Below are 16,595 nucleotides of genomic sequence, written 5' to 3'. Positions count from 1 at the left end.
TAAGAATGGCTAACAAAACGACGGCGTCGCCGCCGGGTTGAGGTGGGCATTGCTTTGAGTTTTCGTTTGTATGCCTGGTTTACTGTGATTTCCGCAGCATCGCGCGTGCAGACGCACTGCTGCATAATGCATGTAGGCGGAGACCGCCAGCAGTGCCAGAGCGTGGCGCAAGCACAACGCTAGCTCAAGTAGAATCAACGCATGGCCGAGGTATATGGGATTGCGCGACCACCGATGCAGGCACGATTGCACCAAAGTGTGTGGCGCGTTGCGGTTGCAGTGGATTGACCGTGGGCCGGCGTGTTGGAACCCGCGCTTGGGGGCGACATTGAAGATGACCCCGGCCAGCACAATGACGATGCCGATACTGCCTGCATCGGGCAGTGATGCAGGCCCTGCGTCGATCCGGGACAATCCCCAGGCGGTGACGCCGCATAGCGCCATCGCCAGTTGAGTTGGCAGTCGAGTCTCCAGCCAGCTCACAGCCGGGCTCGCTGTTCGCGCAGACCATCGAGCTGTAAGCTCCAATCGGTCAAGCGTTGACGCTCCTGCTCGATCACCGTGGCCGGCACCTTGTCGGTGAACTTGCCCAGCTTGGCCTCGCTCTTTTCCTTCTCGGCGGCGACCCGGGCGATTTCCTTGTCCAGGCGCAGGCGTTCGGCTTCCAGGTCGACCAAGCCTTCCAGCGGCACCAGCAATTTCAGTTCGCCGACGATCGCCGCGGCAGAGGCCGGCACCGATGCGCCGTCTTCCAGCCACTGGATCGTATCGAGTTTGAGCATAAAGCGCAGTTGCGCGGCGAAACGCTCCACCCGCACGCGATCCTGCGGCAGGCCCGCCAGCAGGCGCAGCGGCACTTGCCGCGATGGCGCCACCTGCAGTTCGCTGCGTACCCGGCGCAGTGCCGAGACCATCGCCTGCAGCCATTCGATATCGGCCGCGGCGCCCGCGTAGGCGGACACGTCCATCGTGGCCGCGTCCGGATATGGCTGCAGCGAAATGGTCGGTGCGGCGATGCCCAGGCGCGGCGCCACCTGTAGCCAGAGTTCTTCGGTGACGAAGGGCGTCAGCGGATGCAGCAGCCGCAGTAGTGTTTCCAGCACGTGTAGCAGGGTATGCCGGGTGCTTTCGGCGGCGGCCACGTCGTCGCCACCCAGCGCCGGTTTTGCTAGTTCTAGGAACCAGTCGCAGAACGCGTTCCAGGCGAATTCGTACAGGCATTGTGCGAGCAAATCGAAGCGGTACGTGGCGAAATGTGTCTGTGCCTCGGCGGTCGTTGCCTGCAAGCGCAGCAGGATCCACTTCTCGGCATCGGTGACGGGGGCGTGCTTCTCCAGGCCCTGATGCAACGCGGTGTCCGTAGCGTTATCCATCTGGGCGTGAGGCGATGCGTTTGTCGCTGTCGTGGCCTCAACATCCTCGGCGCGCGTATTCATCAGCACGAAGCGACTGGCATTCCACAGCTTGTTGCAGAAGTTTTTGTAGCCCTCGGCGCGGCCCAGGTCGAATTTGATGTCGCGGCCGTGGCTGGCCAGCGCGGCAATGGTGAAACGCAGCGCGTCGGCGCCGTGGGCGATGATGCCGGTGGGGAATTCCTTGCGCGTGGCTTTCTCGATTTTCTCGGCCATGCGCGGTTGCATCAGTCCAGTGGTGCGCTTGGCGACCAGGTCGTCGATATGGATGCCGTCGATAATGTCCAGCGGATCGAGCACGTTGCCCTTGGACTTGGACATTTTTTGTCCATCCTTGTCGCGGATCAGGCCGGTGATGTAGACGTCGCGAAATGGCACGCGGCCGGTGAAGCTGTCGGTGGCCATGATCATCCGCGCCACCCAGAAGAAAATGATGTCGAAGCCGGTCACCAGCACGCTGGACGGCAGGTAGCGGTCGAAGCCGCGCTCGGCCATCGCCTGCGTATCCGGCCAGCCCATGGTCGAGAATGGCCACAGTTGCGAGGAAAACCAGGTTTCCAGCACGTCGTGATCCTGGCGCAGCGCGGGGGCCTGGCCGCCGTGCTTGGCCGCCGCCTGCGTTCGCGCTTCCTCTTCGTTGCGTGCGACGTAGCAGTTGCCGGCATCGTCGAACCAGGCGGGAATGCGGTGTCCCCACCACAGCTGGCGGCTGATGCACCAATCCTGGATGTTCTCCATCCAGTGGCGGTAGGTATTGATCCAGTTCGGCGGCACGAACTGGATCTGCCCGGATTCGACTAATTCCAGGCCGCGCTTGGCCAGTGTGTCCATGCGCACGAACCATTGATCGGTGAGATAGGGCTCGATGACTTGCCCGGTGCGGTCGCCGCGCGGTACTTGCAGTTTGTGCGGTTTGGTTTCGACCAGGAGCCCCTGTTCTTCCAGATCGGCCAGCACTGCTTTGCGTGCGTCGTAGCGGTCCAGGCCCTGATATTTCTGAGGGATCACCGATGTCGTCGGCTCAGTGGAGAGGGGGCCTTGGTCGGAGACATCCACACAGGCGAAATTCGATGCGCGCTTCCCCGAATAGGTAAAGTCATCCAATTCGCTGGATTTGAGCTTCGCATCCTTTGTGAAAAGGTTGATCATCGGCAACCCATGCCGCACCCCAACCTGGTAATCGTTGAAATCGTGTGCCGGCGTCACCTTGACCACGCCGGTGCCGAACGCGCGGTCCACGTAGGCGTCGCCGATCACCGGCACGCGACGTCCCGTCAGCGGCAGCGTCACCGTCTTGCCGATCAGGTGCGCATAACGTTCGTCTTCCGGATGCACCATCACCGCGGTGTCGCCGAGCAGGGTTTCCGGACGCGTCGTGGCCACCACCAGATAATCGCGGGTTTCGCGTAGGGTTTCGTTGCCGTCGGCGTCGCGCTCGATGTGTTCGTAGCTGGCGCGGTCCTCCAGTGTGTAGGCGATCGACCACAAAAAGCCCTCTTCCTCTACGCTTTCCACCTCCAGGTCGGAGATCGCGGTCTTCAGCACCGGATCCCAGTTGACCAGGCGTTGGCCGCGGTAGATCAGGCCCTGTTCGTGCCAGCGCACGAACGCCTCGATCACCGCCGCCGAGGGCTGCGGATCCATGGTGAAGGTGCTGCGCGACCAGTCGGCCGAGGTGCCCAGGCGGCGCATCTGTCGTTCGATGGTGTCGCCGGACTGCTGCTTCCACTCCCATACCTTGGCGATGAAACCGTCGCGGCCCAGCGAATCGCGGGTTTCGCCCTTGCCTTCCAGTGTCAGATTGCGCGACACCACCATTTCGGTGGCGATGCCGGCGTGGTCGCTGCCGACTTGCCATAGCGTGTCGAAGCCGCGCATGCGGTGGTAGCGCACCAGTGCGTCCATCAGCGTTTGCTGAAACGCGTGACCCATGTGCAGCGTGCCGGTCACGTTCGGCGGCGGCAGCAGTACCGTGTAAGTCGCGCCACGCCCGGACGGTGCGAAATAACCGGCCGCTTCCCACTGGGCGTACAGGCGCGATTCGAAGGACGTGGGATCGTAGCTGGAAGCGAGGGTGGTCATGGCAAACCGCGGTTGGGTATTCGAAGTGAAGGGGGAATGCGTGAGGCTGCCAGCGCAGATAGGTGGAAACCGTTCCAGCCTCTCCAACCGCCATGCCTGGCGCGGTCACATGTCGTACTTGTTGACTGCGTAGCCCTGTGCTTTGTACTGCTTCCAGCGCTCGCGCAGCGGTTCGCGCGCGGAGAGGTCGGCCGGTACCACTTCCAGGACGCGCTCGCAGGTGCCCAAATAGGGCGCGTCGCGCAGGTTGATGACCAGTGGTCGCGATGCTGCGTCCACTTCTGGAGGGGCGATCAACACCTGCGCCTCCTCTTCGTCCGCGTCGGCACCGGCGATCTGGTGGGGGATATAGGCGTCGTCGTCGAACGCCCAAAGCAGTTCGTCCAGTTCCTCGGCCTGGGCCAGGTCGCGCGCCAGCACCAGCGTCCACAGGTTGGCGTCGTTGGCCTTGCGCGCCAGCTCGCATACCAGCCGCAGCGGTGCAGTGAGGAACCGTGGCTTGGCGATCAGGTAGAAGTCGGCGCGCATCAGGAGGAGAGGTCGGCAGGCGGAACGCGGGTTCGTTGCTGGGTAGAGCGCTTGCTGGAACCCAGCAGGCGCTCTTTCGCGCTGACGCGGGGCGGCGAGAACGACATGGGGCTGCCTTACCGCGTCCCCGGTCCCGCGTCCCGCGCCCCAGCGCCACCGGTCCGGTCCAGCAGCCACTGCGTCAACAGCCCGACCGGACGACCGGTGGCCATGCCGCGCTTGCCTTCGTCGCTGGCGACGCCGGCGATGTCCAGATGCGCCCAGCGCTGGCCTTCGGTGAAGCGCGACAGGAAGCAGCCGGCGGTGATCGCGCCGGCCCAGCGGCCGCCGATGTTGTAGACGTCGGCGAAGCTGGAGTCGAGCAGGCTTTGATATTCGTCCCACAGCGGCAGGCGCCAGGCGCGGTCGAAGACGTGTTCGCCAGCGGCCAGCAGTTCCTCGGCCAGATCGTCGTGTTTGCTCATCAGGCCGGCGGTCTGGTGGCCCAGGGCGGTCATGCAGGCGCCGGTCAGCGTGGCCACGTCGATCAGGGCTTCGGGGTTGAAGCGCTCGGCGTAGGTCAGTGCGTCGCACAGGATCAGGCGGCCTTCGGCGTCGGTGTTGCCGACCTCGATGGTTTTGCCGGACATGCTGGTGATCACGTCCGAGGGACGGTAGGCGTTACCGTCGATCGCATTTTCCACGGCCGGCACCACCACCACCAAGTTCAGCGGCAGGCGTGCGGTGGCGGTGGCGACGAAGGTGCCGATGACGTTGGCGCCTCCGCACATGTCGTACTTCATTTCTTCGATGCCGCCCTGGGTCTTCAGGTTGACGCCGCCGGTATCGAAGGTGATGCCCTTGCCGACCAGCACGTAGGGCTTGGCGTTGCCGCCGCCGTTCCACTTCAGCACCAGCAGCCGCGGGCGGTTGGCTGAGCCGCGCGCCACCGCCAGGAGCGATCCCATGCCCAGTTCCTGCATGCGGGTCTCGTCGAGAATCTCGGCCTCGGCGCCGTCCACGCCCTTGGCGAACGCGGCGGCCGTCTCGGCCAGGTAGGCCGGGGTGCACAGGTTGGGCGGCAGGTTGCCGAGTTCGCGGGCGAAGCGTACGCCGGCGGCGATGGCTTGGCCCTGGGCCAGGGCGGTGATGTCCTCGCCGAACACGGCCAGCCGGGCCAGACCGCTGTCCTCGGGTTTCTTCTTGCCCAGGGTGGCGGTGTAGCGGTAGCAGGTGTGCTCGCTGACGATCACCGCCTGGCGGATGTTCCAGGCGCGGTCGCGCCCCTTGACTTCCAGTTCGGGCAGGGTGAGCAGCGCAGACACCGCCGGTCCGCTCTTCAGTGTGCGGGCGGCGTCCGTGATCGCCTTCAGGTACTGCGGGACGCCGAATTTGGTGGCATCGCCCAGGCCCACGGCGAGCACGCGCGGTGCGCTGACGCCTGGCAGGTCGTGCAGCAGTGTGGAGGCGCCGGTCTTGCCGCTGAGGTCGCCGCGGTCCGCCAGGGCTGTCAGGCGTCCGCCGCTGGCTGCATCCAGGGCCTTGGCCGCTGGGGACAGCTGCTTGTCGGCGAAGATGCCGACGACGATACAGTCGAACGCCGCCGTGGTCGGGGCGTCGTGGTTCAGGGTGAATTCCAGGGCCATTGATCAGATTCCGTTGGCTAAACCGTACAATTGCGGACCGTTTACCTCCAGCCGGATGGGCTGGAGCCGCCGCGAACGAATCTCAGAGTTTAAATCAACCCACCCCCATGCCGAAGCTCGATCGATACTTGCTGCGCGATTTCTTCCAGAGCTTCTCGGCCACCTTGATCGTGCTGCTGGTGGTCAGCGTCGGGGGCGTGCTGGTGGACGTGCTGGGCAACATCGCCGATGGCCGCATTCCGGCCAAGTTGTTGTTTTCCCAGTTGGGTTTGCAGTTCGTGGTGTACCTGCCGCTGATCCTGCCACTTGCGCTGATGCTGGGCCTGCTGTTGGCGCTGGCGCGGCTGTATCGCGACTCGGAGATGGCGGTGATCACCGCCATCGGCGTCGGTCCAAGGCGGCTGCTGCGGCCGATCCTGATGCTGGTCGTGCCGGTGGTTACGCTGGTGGGGCTGTGCTCGCTATGGCTGGGGCCGTGGGCCGACCGCACTTCCGACCAATTGGTCAACGAGGCCAACCACAGTTTGCTGATGGCCGGACTGGAGGCTGGGCGCTTCACCTCGCTGCCCGATGGCAGCATCGTCTATGTCAGTACCCTTTCCGGCGATGGCACTCGACTCAGCAAGGTGTTTGTGCAGCGGCAGAAGGACGGCCGTCTGGACGTGGTCACCGGACAGCGCGGCGCGATGTTCTTCGAGGGCAAAGCCGAGCGCTATCTGCGTCTGGAGGACGGCTATCGGTTCGAAGGGCCGTTGGCTGGCGATGGGCTGGATTACCGGATGATGCGTTTCGCCAACAACGATGTGGCCTTGAGCGAACGCAGTGCCGCACGCAAGGACGATGATCCCGCATTGCTGACCACCGCCGCGCTGATCGGCGACCCGCGTCCGCAGGCCAATGCGCAGTTGCATGCGCGTCTGGCGCCGCCGCTGCTGGCACTGGCCTTTGCGCTGCTGACCTTGCCGCTATCGCGCAGCTCGCCGCGGCAGCAGCGTTATGGTCGGATCATGTTGGCGTTCCTGGCTTATCTGGTCGGCACCAATCTGATGTTCATCGGCACACAGTGGCTGAGTACCGACAAGCTGCCCCGCGCGCTCGGCTTGTGGTGGCTGACCTTGCCGCTATTGACCCTGGCGGTGTGGATGTACCTGCGCGATGGCCGGCTGTCGCGGCCACGAAGGCTTGCGCCATGAAACTGCGCCCGAACCTGCACGATCTGTATGTCGGCCGCGCCGTACTCGGCACTGTCCTGTTGACCTGGGCGGTGCTGCTGGGCCTGGATGTCATCATGGCTCTGTCCAACGAATTCAAGGACATCGGCAAGGGCAGCTATAGTCTCGGCCATGCCGTGGCCTATGTCGCCTACACCGTGCCGCGGCGCGCCTACACCCTGTTCCCGACCGGCGCGGTGATCGGCGTGCTGATGGGCCTGGGCCAACTCGCCGCCACCTCGGAACTGACCGCGCTGCGTGCGTTGGGTCTGTCGCGGCGGCGGCTGAGCCTGGCGGCGGCGGCGACCATGACGGTGTTGATCGTGGCTATGGTGTTCAGTGGCGAAACCTTGGGGCCGTGGGCGCAGAACCAGGCCGATGTGATCAAGGCCAACGCCAAGTTCAACAGTAATATGAGCATGGCCCGATATTCGGGGCTGTGGGCGCGCGAGGGCGACACGTTCCTCAATGCGCAGGCCGGCGAGGAGCATCTGCAAGACGGCGGCGGCTCCTGGCTGGAACTGCGCGACGTGCGCCTGTACTCGCTTGACCAAAATGGCCGTCTGGCCACGCTGACCCATGCGAGCAGCGCCGAGCATCATGCCAACGGCTGGACACTCAAACAGGGCTATCGCGACACCTTTGCCGAGCGCTCGGTGCAGCGCGAGACGTTCGACAGCCAGCCGTGGCCGTCGCAGCTGGATGCGGCGGCGCTGGCCTCGGGTTTGGCCAAACCACGCAATCTGTCCGCGCACGATCTGCACGTCAGCATCGAGTACCGCCAGCGCAACGGTCTGGACGCGCGCGATTACGAAGACCAGTACTGGAGCCGCTGGTTCTACCCGATCAATGTGCTGGCGCTGTGCTTCGCTGCGATCCCGTTTGCGTTCGGTGCGTTGCGTAGCGGTGGCATGGGCAAGCGCTTGTTTCTGGGCATCCTGTTCGCACTGGTGTTCTGGCTGTTGCAGTTGTTCTTCGGGCGCATGGCTGGCGCGTTGAAGTTCGACTATCGCATTGCCTATGCGCTGCCGCCGCTGGTGATGCTCACCGTTTCCTGGTTGATGTTCCGTAAACGCAGCAGTTAGCCGCGTTAACGGGGATGCTGGGTTTGTTTTTGAATCCTTGTCAGTCGGGTGTCGCTGGCGCGGTCATGCCACGCCAGCCGTTCCCGATCCACCAGCGCCCACCAGAATCCCAGTCCGCCCAGCAGCAATGACAAGGTGCCGACCAGGTAGCGGCGCCACAGGGCGCCCCAGCACGGTGTGCTGCCGTCGGTCGTCTGCAGGCGCAGCCGCCACGGGCGCATGCCCAGGGTCTGGCCACCGCGGCGCCAACTCAGCGTTGCGTAGAGTCCGGCCACTAACCAGCAGCACAGCCACAGCAACCACTGCAGTGCGCTGAACGGCGCGATGTTCTCGCGTGGTGCATGGCCATTGAGGGTGTAGAAGAGGGTGAACAGCGCTGCGACCACGAACCACAGCGCCAGCACCGGCCAGGCATCGTAGAACAGCGCCAGCAGCCGCCACGGTAGCAACGCGTGTGGGCGTGAGTGGGATTCGGGAAGCTGTGCGCTCATCGGCACAGCTTAGAGCGTGTCGTGTGTTTTGCGGTGGGCTGCCTTGTGTTGATCCGGGGCGGTCCGTTTTGGGGCTGCGCCGACAGCACGCGGCCTGTGTAAAACGGATCCAAGGAGTTAGGATTTCTCGGGTCCCGGAGACGGCCTTTCCCGTATTCTTCTCCACCATGCCCATTCTGCATTCTCCTGCCGAACGCCGCCAGCAGGTGCAGCGCCTCGCGCCGCTGCGCGAGGCCGATGCTGCGGCGATCCAGCAATTTTTGGACGCGGCCTGGACTGAGCAGGGGCTGGCGCGGCAGAGCCTGGACAGCTATCGGCGCGACCTGGAAGGGTTTGCGCGCTGGCGCGATGGGGTCGGGGATGGTCTGGTCGGTGCCGACCGTCAGGCGCTGTTTAATTATCTGGCTTGGCGTACCGAACTCGGCTACACGCAACGCAGCAACGCGCGTTGGCTGTCGTCGTTGCGGGCGTTTTTCGCCTTGCGTCTGCGTCGCGGCCAGCGTGGGGATGACCCGACCGCATTGTTGGAGCCGCCGCGGCTGCCGCGGTCATTGCCCAAGGCACTTGCCGAAAGCCAGATCGATGCGTTGCTGGCGGCGCCCGACACAACCGCGCCGCTGGGCCTGCGCGACCGCGCCATGCTGGAGTTGATGTATGCGGCCGGACTGCGCGTCAGTGAACTGGTGCAGTTGCCCGCCAATGCGGTGAATTTGCGTCAAGGCGTGCTGCGGGTCACCGGCAAGGGCAGTAAGGAGCGGCTGGTTCCATTGGGCGAAGAATCCCAGCATTGGTTGCAGTGCTACCTGGACACGGCACGGTCGGTCTTGGTCGCTGGGCAGGCGGTGCCGGCCCGTGACGGCGCGGTGCCGTTGTTCATCGATGCGGCGCGGCGTCCGTTGAGCCGGCAGCAGTTCTGGGTGCTGATCAAACGCTACGCGACGTTGGCCGGGATCGACCCGATGCGGATCAGTCCGCATGGTCTGCGTCACAGTTTCGCCACCCACCTGCTCAACCGGGGCGCCGATCTGCGCGCACTGCAGATGCTGCTCGGGCACAGTTCGCTGTCCACCACTCAGATCTATACCCTGGTGGCGCGCGAACACTTGCAGACCCTGCATCGCAAACATCATCCGCGCGGTTGAGAGCGATCAGTCAGGGGGCTATCCCTGTTCGGTCCATTCATAATCGCGCGCGATGGGGGGTGTGCGACAATCGGCCCAGTCTGCAGCTCTCAGGATAGTTCATGCTCCGTTTTGCCCTCTGTGCGCTGCTCAGCGCCGTTTCCCTCTCCGCCTGCGCCGAGTCCACCACGCCTGCTGTCGGCGCCGATGCCTCGGCCAAGGTCGCGCCTGCGGCTGGCGGCGCGAACGAGCAGCGGGTACGCGCCGGGTTGATGGAACTCGATCCCAGCTTCAAACCGGACTACATCGGCGCGGCGCCGTTCCCCGGTTTTCGCGAAGTGGTGGTCAGCGGGCATGTGCTGTACGTTTCCGACGACGGTCGTTATCTGTTCCAGACGCAGCCCATCGACATTCAGGAGAAGCAGCTCGCGTCCAGTGAGGGCCTATTGAATTACCGCCGCAAACTGCTTGAATCGGCGCCGCGCGCCGACCGCATCGTGTTTGCTCCGCCCAATCCGAAGTACAAGATCAGCGTGTTCACCGACATCGAATGCGGCTATTGCCGCAAGCTGCACAGTGAGATCGGCGAACTCAACAAGCAGGGTATCGCGGTGGAATACCTGGCTTTCCCGCGCATGGGTCTGGGCAGCCAGGACTACAAGGACATGGTGGCGGTGTGGTGCGCGGCGGACAAGAAGAAAGCGCTGACCGAGGCCAAGGCCAGCGGCAAGGTGCCGACCGCGTCCAACAACTGCAAGAACCCGGTGACCATGCAGTACAACCTGGGCCAGCGTCTGGGTGTCAACGGTACCCCGGCGATCTTTGCTCCTGATGGTACGCAGTTGGGCGGCTACTTGCCGCCAGCGAAACTGCGCGAGGCACTGGACATGCGTGCGGCGGAGGCGTCCAAGGCCGGTGCAAGCCGCTAATGGGGCACGGGTCAGGAATGCTGGAACGCCGGTAAGGGGAGCGTTGGCCGGTGCTGCCGGACAGATCCTGCTGCGTCTTGATCTCCCATAGGCCCCGCCATGGCGGGGCTGATGCTTTTCGAGCCGCGAGTTCGGCGTCGAGTCCCGAGTCCCGGCTACAATAGCCAGCCCGTTTCCTCACACGGTTCACCGGACATGATCGTCCTCGAGGGCGCTTCCGCTCTTTCGCCGTTCCGTCGCGCTCGGCTCGAAACCCGTCTGCAATCCATCGTTCCCGGCGTGCGCATCACCGGCGCCTGGCATGTCTATTTTCTCGATCGCGACAGCGATGGTCGGGTCGATCTGAGTGCTGCGTGTCGCATCTTGCAGGCCCAGGAATCGCCGGTTGCGGCCGAGCCGGGGGCCTGTTCGCGCTATGTGGTCCCGCGCTTGGGAACGCGCTCGCCGTGGTCGAGCAAGGCCACCGAACTGGTACGTGGCGCCGGCCTGGCGATCCGGCGGGTGGAGCGTGGGACCCGGCTAGACCTGGCGGGTTGGCCTGCGACACCGACGCATCAGGCGGCGCTGGCCAAACTGTTGCACGATCCGATGACCCAATCGCTGTTGGAGGACGCGGCGCAGGCGCAGGCGTTGTTCCAGGCGCCGGTGCGCGGCGAGGTCGAGCGCATCGCGCTGGCGCAGTTGGAAGCGGCCAACGTGCGCCTGGGGCTGGCTCTGGCCCAGGACGAGATCGACTACCTGCGTCAGCGCTTCGGCGAGCTTGGTCGCGATCCGGCCGATGTGGAACTGATGATGTTCGCGCAGGCCAATTCTGAGCATTGCCGGCACAAAATCTTCAACGCCAGCTGGACCATCGACGGCAAGGAGCAGGAGCGCTCGTTGTTCCGGATGATCAAGCACACTCACCAGCAGACTCCGCAGCACACGCTCAGCGCTTACAGCGACAATGCCGCGGTGGTGGAAGGATATCCGGCCGCGCGCTACCGCCCGGACCCGGCCAGCGGCGAGTACCGCAGCGAAGCGGTCACGCCCTCGGCGTTCTGCATCAAGGTCGAGACCCATAACCACCCGACCGCGATCGCGCCGTTCCCGGGCGCGTCCACCGGCGCTGGCGGCGAGATCCGCGACGAGGGCGCCACCGGTCGTGGCGGCAAGCCCAAGGCGGGCCTGACCGGTTTCAGCGTCTCGCACTTGCGTATTCCGATGTTGCCGCAGCCATGGGAGCGTGCGCGTCCATTGAACCCGCGCATGGCCCCGGCGTTGGAGATCATGCTGGAAGGGCCTTTGGGCGGCGCGGCGTTCAACAACGAATTCGGTCGGCCCAACCTGCTCGGTTATTTCCGTAGCTTCGAGTTGCCCGAGACGCAGGATCTGACCCGCGCCTACGACAAGCCGATCATGTTGGCCGGGGGCTTGGGCGCGATCGACCGGATGCAGGTGCAGAAGATCGCGCTGCAACCGGGCGATGCGGTGATCGTGCTTGGCGGCCCGGCGATGCTGATCGGTCTGGGCGGTGGCGCGGCCAGTTCGGTGGCTTCTGGCGACAGCGCCGAAGATCTGGATTTCGCCAGTGTGCAACGCGACAACCCGGAGATGGAGCGGCGCGTGCAGGAGGTGATCGACCGCTGCGTGGCGTTGGCGGCGGACAATCCGATCCGCTGGTTCCACGATGTTGGCGCTGGTGGTTTGTCCAACGCCATTCCCGAACTGCTGCACGACTCGGGCGTGGGCGGCATCATCGATCTGGAGCGCGTGCCCAGCGATGACCCGTCGCTCTCGCCGATGCAGTTGTGGTGCAACGAATCGCAGGAACGCTATGTGCTCGGTGTGCCGCAGGCGCGCCTGGCCGAATTCACCGCGATCTGCGAGCGCGAGCGTTGTCCGTTTGCCGCAGTTGGCGTGGCGACGGCGGAGCAGCGGTTGGTGGTGGGCTACGGCACGCTGGGCACTGCGGCCGATGCCGCCGGGATGCGCGACTTGCCCATCGATCTGCCCATGGACGTCCTCTTTGGCAAGCCGCCGAAGATGCATCGCGATACCCGTCAGCCGCCGGCGCCGCGCTGGCCGTCACTGGACACCGCCGCGCTGGACTTGCACGAGGCTGGCTTGCGGGTGTTGGCGCATCCTGCGGTGGCGGCGAAGAACTTCCTGGTCACCATTGGCGATCGCAGTGTTGGCGGTCTCACCGCACGCGAGCAAATGATCGGGCCATGGCAATTGCCGCTGGCCGATTGTGCGATCACGCTGGCCGGCTTCGACACCAATGCCGGCGAAGCGATGGCGATCGGCGAGCGCACCCCGCTGGCGTTGCTCGATGCAGCGGCCGCCGCACGCATGGCGGTCGGCGAGGCGATTACCAACCTGTGCGCGGCACCGGTGCAGGCGCTGGATCAGATCAAACTCTCGGCGAACTGGATGGCCGCGTCCAACCACCCTGGCGAGGACGCACGCTTGTACACCGCGGTCAATGCGGTGGGCATGGAGTTGTGCCCGCAGTTGGACCTGAGTATCCCCGTGGGCAAGGATTCGCTGTCGATGCAGGCGCAGTGGCAGACAGTTGCGCATCACGGCGCTCAGACGTCGGATGCAGGCGCAACCCATAAAAGTGTTTCGCCGGTCTCGCTCATCGTCTCCGCCTTCGCTCCCGTTGCCGATGCGCGTGCGCAGTTGACGCCGTTGTTGGCGCGCGAGGTCGAGAGCGATGTGTGGTTGATCGGGTTGGGTGGTGGCAAGCAACGCCTGGGTGGGTCTGTCCTGGCACAGGTGTATGCCGAGGGCGAACTGCCGGCGTTTGGCGGTGCAGTGCCCGATCTGGACGATCCGCAGCGCTTACGCGCCTTCTTCCACCTCATCCGCGATGCGCGCGAGGCAGGTATTCTGCTTGCCTACCACGACCGCAGCGACGGCGGTGCGTTCGCGGCCTTGTGCGAAATGGCGTTTGCCTCCCGCCAGGGCCTGGACATCACCCTCGATGCCTGGGGCGAGGACCCGTTCCGCAGTCTGTTCAACGAGGAACTTGGCGCCGTGGTACAGGTTGCCAACGAGGACCGCGTCGCCTTCGCCGATCTGGTCGAGCGCCATGCGCTGACCGAATGTGCGCAGCGCATCGCCCGTCCCAGTACGGCCGCCGCCGTGCGCGTGAGTCTGGCCGGCAAGCTACTGGCGCAGTGGCGTTGGGAGGCGTTGTTCGATGCGTGGTGGTCTGTCAGCCATGCCATACAGAAGTTGCGCGACAACCCCGACAGCGCCGACGAAGAACGCGCGTTGGCGCGCGATTTCGCCGTGCCTGGGCTGCAGCCGCACTTGACCTTCGATCCGGCCGAGGATGTGGCCGCGCCGTACATCAAGGGACACGTGCCGCAAGTGCAGGCGGTGCGGCAGCGCTCGCCGGTCGCCAGCGGCCAGCGGCCGAAGGTGGCGATCCTGCGCGAACAGGGCGTCAACGGTCAGATCGAAATGGCGCATGCTTTCGAACGTGCCGGTTTCCGTGCGTTCGACGTGCACATGAGCGACCTCATCGCCGGCCGCGTGAACTTGGCCGATTTCGTGGGTCTGGCCGCCTGCGGCGGCTTCAGCTATGGCGACGTCCTCGGTGCGGGCCGCGGTTGGGCGACGTCGATCCTGGAGCGGCCAGTGCTGCGCGATGCGTTCGCCGCGTTTTTCGCACGCAGCGACAGCTTCGCGCTGGGTGTGTGCAATGGCTGTCAGATGCTCAGCCAACTCAAGGACATCATTCCCGGCGCAGCCCATTGGCCGCGGTTCCTGCGTAACCGTAGCGAGCAGTTCGAGGCACGCACCAGCCTGCTGGAAGTGGTCGAATCGCCGTCGATTTTCCTGCGTGGTATGGCTGGTTCACGCATCCCGGTGGTGGTGGCGCATGGCGAAGGTCGTGCCGAATTCGCCAGCGCCGTCGATCAGGCGGCCGCGCGTGTGGCACTGCGTTTCGTCGATGGCAATGGTGCGGTCGCTGTGCAGTACCCATTGAATCCGAACGGTTCGCCCGACGGCATCACCGGCCTGACCAGCGACGATGGCCGGGTGACGATTTTGATGCCGCATCCCGAGCGCACGTCGCGCTCACTCAACCTGAGTTGGCATCCCGCCGATTGGCCGGACACCTCGCCGTGGCTGCGGATGTTCCGTAACGCGCGGGTGTGGGTGGCTTGAGCTGACGCACTGACGCATCCGCTGCCATGCGGATGCGTCAGTCCGCTGCAGAAGCGATACCGCCGTGATTGCATGACCGGGTAACGGCATCGCGCGGATGCCGCTTTGTTGCTGTTCTGCTGCCATACCCTGCATCGCCGGTGCATGCGCCGGCGGTTGCGTGCGATCGTCCTTAGTCCGTGTTGTGTAGGCAGCACAGCCTGTGCTGCGCTCTTGCCTGCGCCAGTTTGGTGGCGTGTTGTGGGTGATGTTGCGCAATCGGCGCTGGCGGCGATTGGCGGCTGACGCAAGCGCATTGCATGTGTCGATGCGTCAATTCATTGGAGTGCAGGGGAGTCGTGTGAGGGGATGCGCTGCGGGTTACAAAGGATGTGTCGAAAAATTGGCGGACAGTGCTTTGATTTTTATTGAATTTTACTGTTGAGATGGATTTCACTCGAAAAATTTAGATTTATGTCGCAAAAGAAAAATTAAAATGTCAAAAACTTGACTTGTTTCGGGCCTGCGGTTAACACTCCAGTCAGTTCCGCATTCTGCCTCTGTTCATGTAATTGGGGCTGGCGACAGGCGCACGTCTTTTGTGTCCTGGTTCCAAGGAGTATGCGGCGCTAAAAACCGACGGGGGGTCGGCCGGTTGAAACGCCGGACGGGGGTGGCTTTTCGAGCAAAAACCAGCCGAATTTAGGAGCAGCCGTCGATGAATCGGATTTACCGCAAGGTCTGGAACAAAGCATTGGGGATGTGGGTCGTGGCGTCGGAACTGGCCAGTGGCGACGCGCGTGCGGCACGTCTACGCGACGGGCGTGGCGGACATGCTCAGGGGCTCACCCTGTCGGCGGCGATCGTGATGGCGTTGGGGGGCGCTGTATCGGTACTCCCCGTCCCCGGACAGGCGCAGTCGCTGCAAACCGCCAGCGCCGCCGTCGCTCAGGGGCAACGCCATAGCGCCCGCATCGCCGCAGTTACCGATCCGGTCAACGTGCAGCACGTTGATGCGGCCAAGCACGGTAAGGTCAAGTACTTTAAGACCAAGTACGTTAAGACCAAGCACAAGACGGTGAGGCAGATCGCCGAGACCAACGCCAAGTACTTCCAGTCCAGTGGCAGTGCCTACAGCAATGTCGGTGCCTATGTCGAAGGCGCCAATGCAGTCGCCGTCGGCGAAGGTGCCAAAGCCATCGGCGGCGGCGGCAGCGCGCTGGGGAGCGGTGCCACGACGTTGGGGAATAACGCAACCGCCGTAGGCAGCAATGCCAGTGCCATCGGCGTCTCGGCCACGGCGATTGGCGGCATTGCCAAGGTATACGAATACGACGATCAAGGCGTCATCATCGGCAGTCATCAGCAAGCCACTCAGGCCATAGGGACCGCATCCACTGCCGTCGGTGGCGGCGCGCGAGCGCTGGATCCGCTGTCCACTGCGGTCGGCACCGGCACTTCCGCGAGCGGCGTGCAAAGCACAGCATTGGGCTATCACGCGCAAACCTTTCGAAATGGGGCCACTGCTGTCGGTGGTTTGTCCAAGGCGGCCGGCTCTCTGGCCACGGCAATGGGGTACGACGCGCGTGCTGCCGGCGACTACTCGGCTGCGGTGGGCGAAGGCGCGCGGGCAACGGCAACCAGTACCGTGGCAATGGGCATGAATGCGTTGGCCAGCGGTACCGATAGCGTGGCGCTGGGCGGTGTGAGTACCGCTGCGGCCAGCGCCGGCAACAGCGTTTCGATCACCGCCGCGACTGGTATCGGTGGAATTGCGTTGGGCGCGGGCGCCGAGAGTCAGGCGAACTACGCGATTGCAATGGGCTACAACGCCAATGTGTCTCCCAACCGGCCGGGCAACGTCGATTCGGTCGCGATCGGCCACAGCGCCGCATCGTTCGCGCCTTACAGCGTGTCGTTGGGGGGCTATGCCCTTGCCAGCGGCAACGGCAGCATGGCGCTGGG

General features: G+C 64.4%; 11 protein-coding genes. 6 read left to right on the top strand and 5 right to left on the bottom strand.

The annotated features are described in order from the left end of the window. Positions 1 to 9: 9 nt before the first annotated feature. The 4 genes from XalbCFBP2523_RS16235 to XalbCFBP2523_RS03140 form a co-directional block, all read right to left on the bottom strand. Complete coding sequence (locus XalbCFBP2523_RS16235; RefSeq protein WP_146084024.1) at positions 10 to 483, bottom strand: isoprenylcysteine carboxylmethyltransferase family protein; 474 nt, start codon at positions 481 to 483, stop codon at positions 10 to 12. Continuing rightward, positions 480 to 3,494: a valine--tRNA ligase gene (locus tag XalbCFBP2523_RS03150; RefSeq protein WP_045766270.1), complete on the bottom strand. Its 3,015-nt coding sequence runs from the start codon at positions 3,492 to 3,494 to the stop codon at positions 480 to 482. The genes XalbCFBP2523_RS16235 and XalbCFBP2523_RS03150 overlap by 4 nt, the downstream gene beginning before the upstream one ends. 105 nt (positions 3,495 to 3,599) lie before the next feature. Beyond that, entirely contained in the window at positions 3,600 to 4,025 is a 426-nt protein-coding gene (locus XalbCFBP2523_RS03145) for a DNA polymerase III subunit chi (RefSeq protein WP_045766818.1), read from the bottom strand. Between the two features lie 113 nt (positions 4,026 to 4,138). After that, complete coding sequence (locus tag XalbCFBP2523_RS03140; protein WP_012917143.1) at positions 4,139 to 5,647, bottom strand: leucyl aminopeptidase; 1,509 nt, start codon at positions 5,645 to 5,647, stop codon at positions 4,139 to 4,141. Between the two features lie 107 nt (positions 5,648 to 5,754). Between XalbCFBP2523_RS03140 and lptF the strand changes: the two genes are divergently transcribed. Both lptF and lptG read left to right on the top strand, forming a co-directional pair. Beyond that, positions 5,755 to 6,840 carry an LPS export ABC transporter permease LptF gene (lptF, locus tag XalbCFBP2523_RS03135; protein WP_012917142.1) on the top strand — a complete coding sequence of 362 codons (1,086 nt, stop codon included), beginning with the start codon at positions 5,755 to 5,757 and terminating at the stop codon, positions 6,838 to 6,840. Continuing rightward, a complete protein-coding gene (gene lptG, locus XalbCFBP2523_RS03130; RefSeq protein ID WP_012917141.1) occupies positions 6,837 to 7,943 on the top strand; it encodes an LPS export ABC transporter permease LptG in 1,107 nt (368 codons plus the stop codon). The genes lptF and lptG overlap by 4 nt, the downstream gene beginning before the upstream one ends. Positions 7,944 to 7,948: 5 nt before the next feature. On the opposite strand, the gene XalbCFBP2523_RS03125 is transcribed toward lptG, so the two are convergent. After that, on the bottom strand, positions 7,949 to 8,434 hold the full coding sequence (locus XalbCFBP2523_RS03125; protein ID WP_012917140.1) for an RDD family protein: 486 nt from the start codon (positions 8,432 to 8,434) through the stop codon (positions 7,949 to 7,951). Between the two features lie 167 nt (positions 8,435 to 8,601). Here XalbCFBP2523_RS03125 and xerD point away from each other — a divergent pair, with 167 nt between their 5' ends. The 4 genes from xerD to XalbCFBP2523_RS03105 all read left to right on the top strand — a co-directional run. Continuing rightward, positions 8,602 to 9,576 (top strand): site-specific tyrosine recombinase XerD, encoded by a 975-nt coding sequence (gene xerD / locus XalbCFBP2523_RS03120; protein WP_012917139.1) that lies wholly within the window; start codon positions 8,602 to 8,604, stop codon positions 9,574 to 9,576. A gap of 101 nt (positions 9,577 to 9,677) precedes the next feature. Continuing rightward, on the top strand, positions 9,678 to 10,484 hold the full coding sequence (locus XalbCFBP2523_RS03115; protein ID WP_012917138.1) for a DsbC family protein: 807 nt from the start codon (positions 9,678 to 9,680) through the stop codon (positions 10,482 to 10,484). A gap of 195 nt (positions 10,485 to 10,679) precedes the next feature. Then, positions 10,680 to 14,651: a phosphoribosylformylglycinamidine synthase gene (gene purL, locus XalbCFBP2523_RS03110; protein ID WP_012917137.1), complete on the top strand. Its 3,972-nt coding sequence runs from the start codon at positions 10,680 to 10,682 to the stop codon at positions 14,649 to 14,651. A gap of 697 nt (positions 14,652 to 15,348) precedes the next feature. Further along, the coding region (locus tag XalbCFBP2523_RS03105) for an ESPR-type extended signal peptide-containing protein (RefSeq protein WP_282956811.1) at positions 15,349 to 16,595 on the top strand (1,247 nt) is incomplete at its 3' end.

The sequence above is a fragment of the Xanthomonas albilineans genome (genome assembly GCF_002939705.1).
Lineage (GTDB): Bacteria > Pseudomonadota > Gammaproteobacteria > Xanthomonadales > Xanthomonadaceae > Xanthomonas_A > Xanthomonas_A albilineans.
Note: the sequence above shows the minus strand (reverse complement) of the source record. Positions and strands in the feature narration are given on the sequence as shown.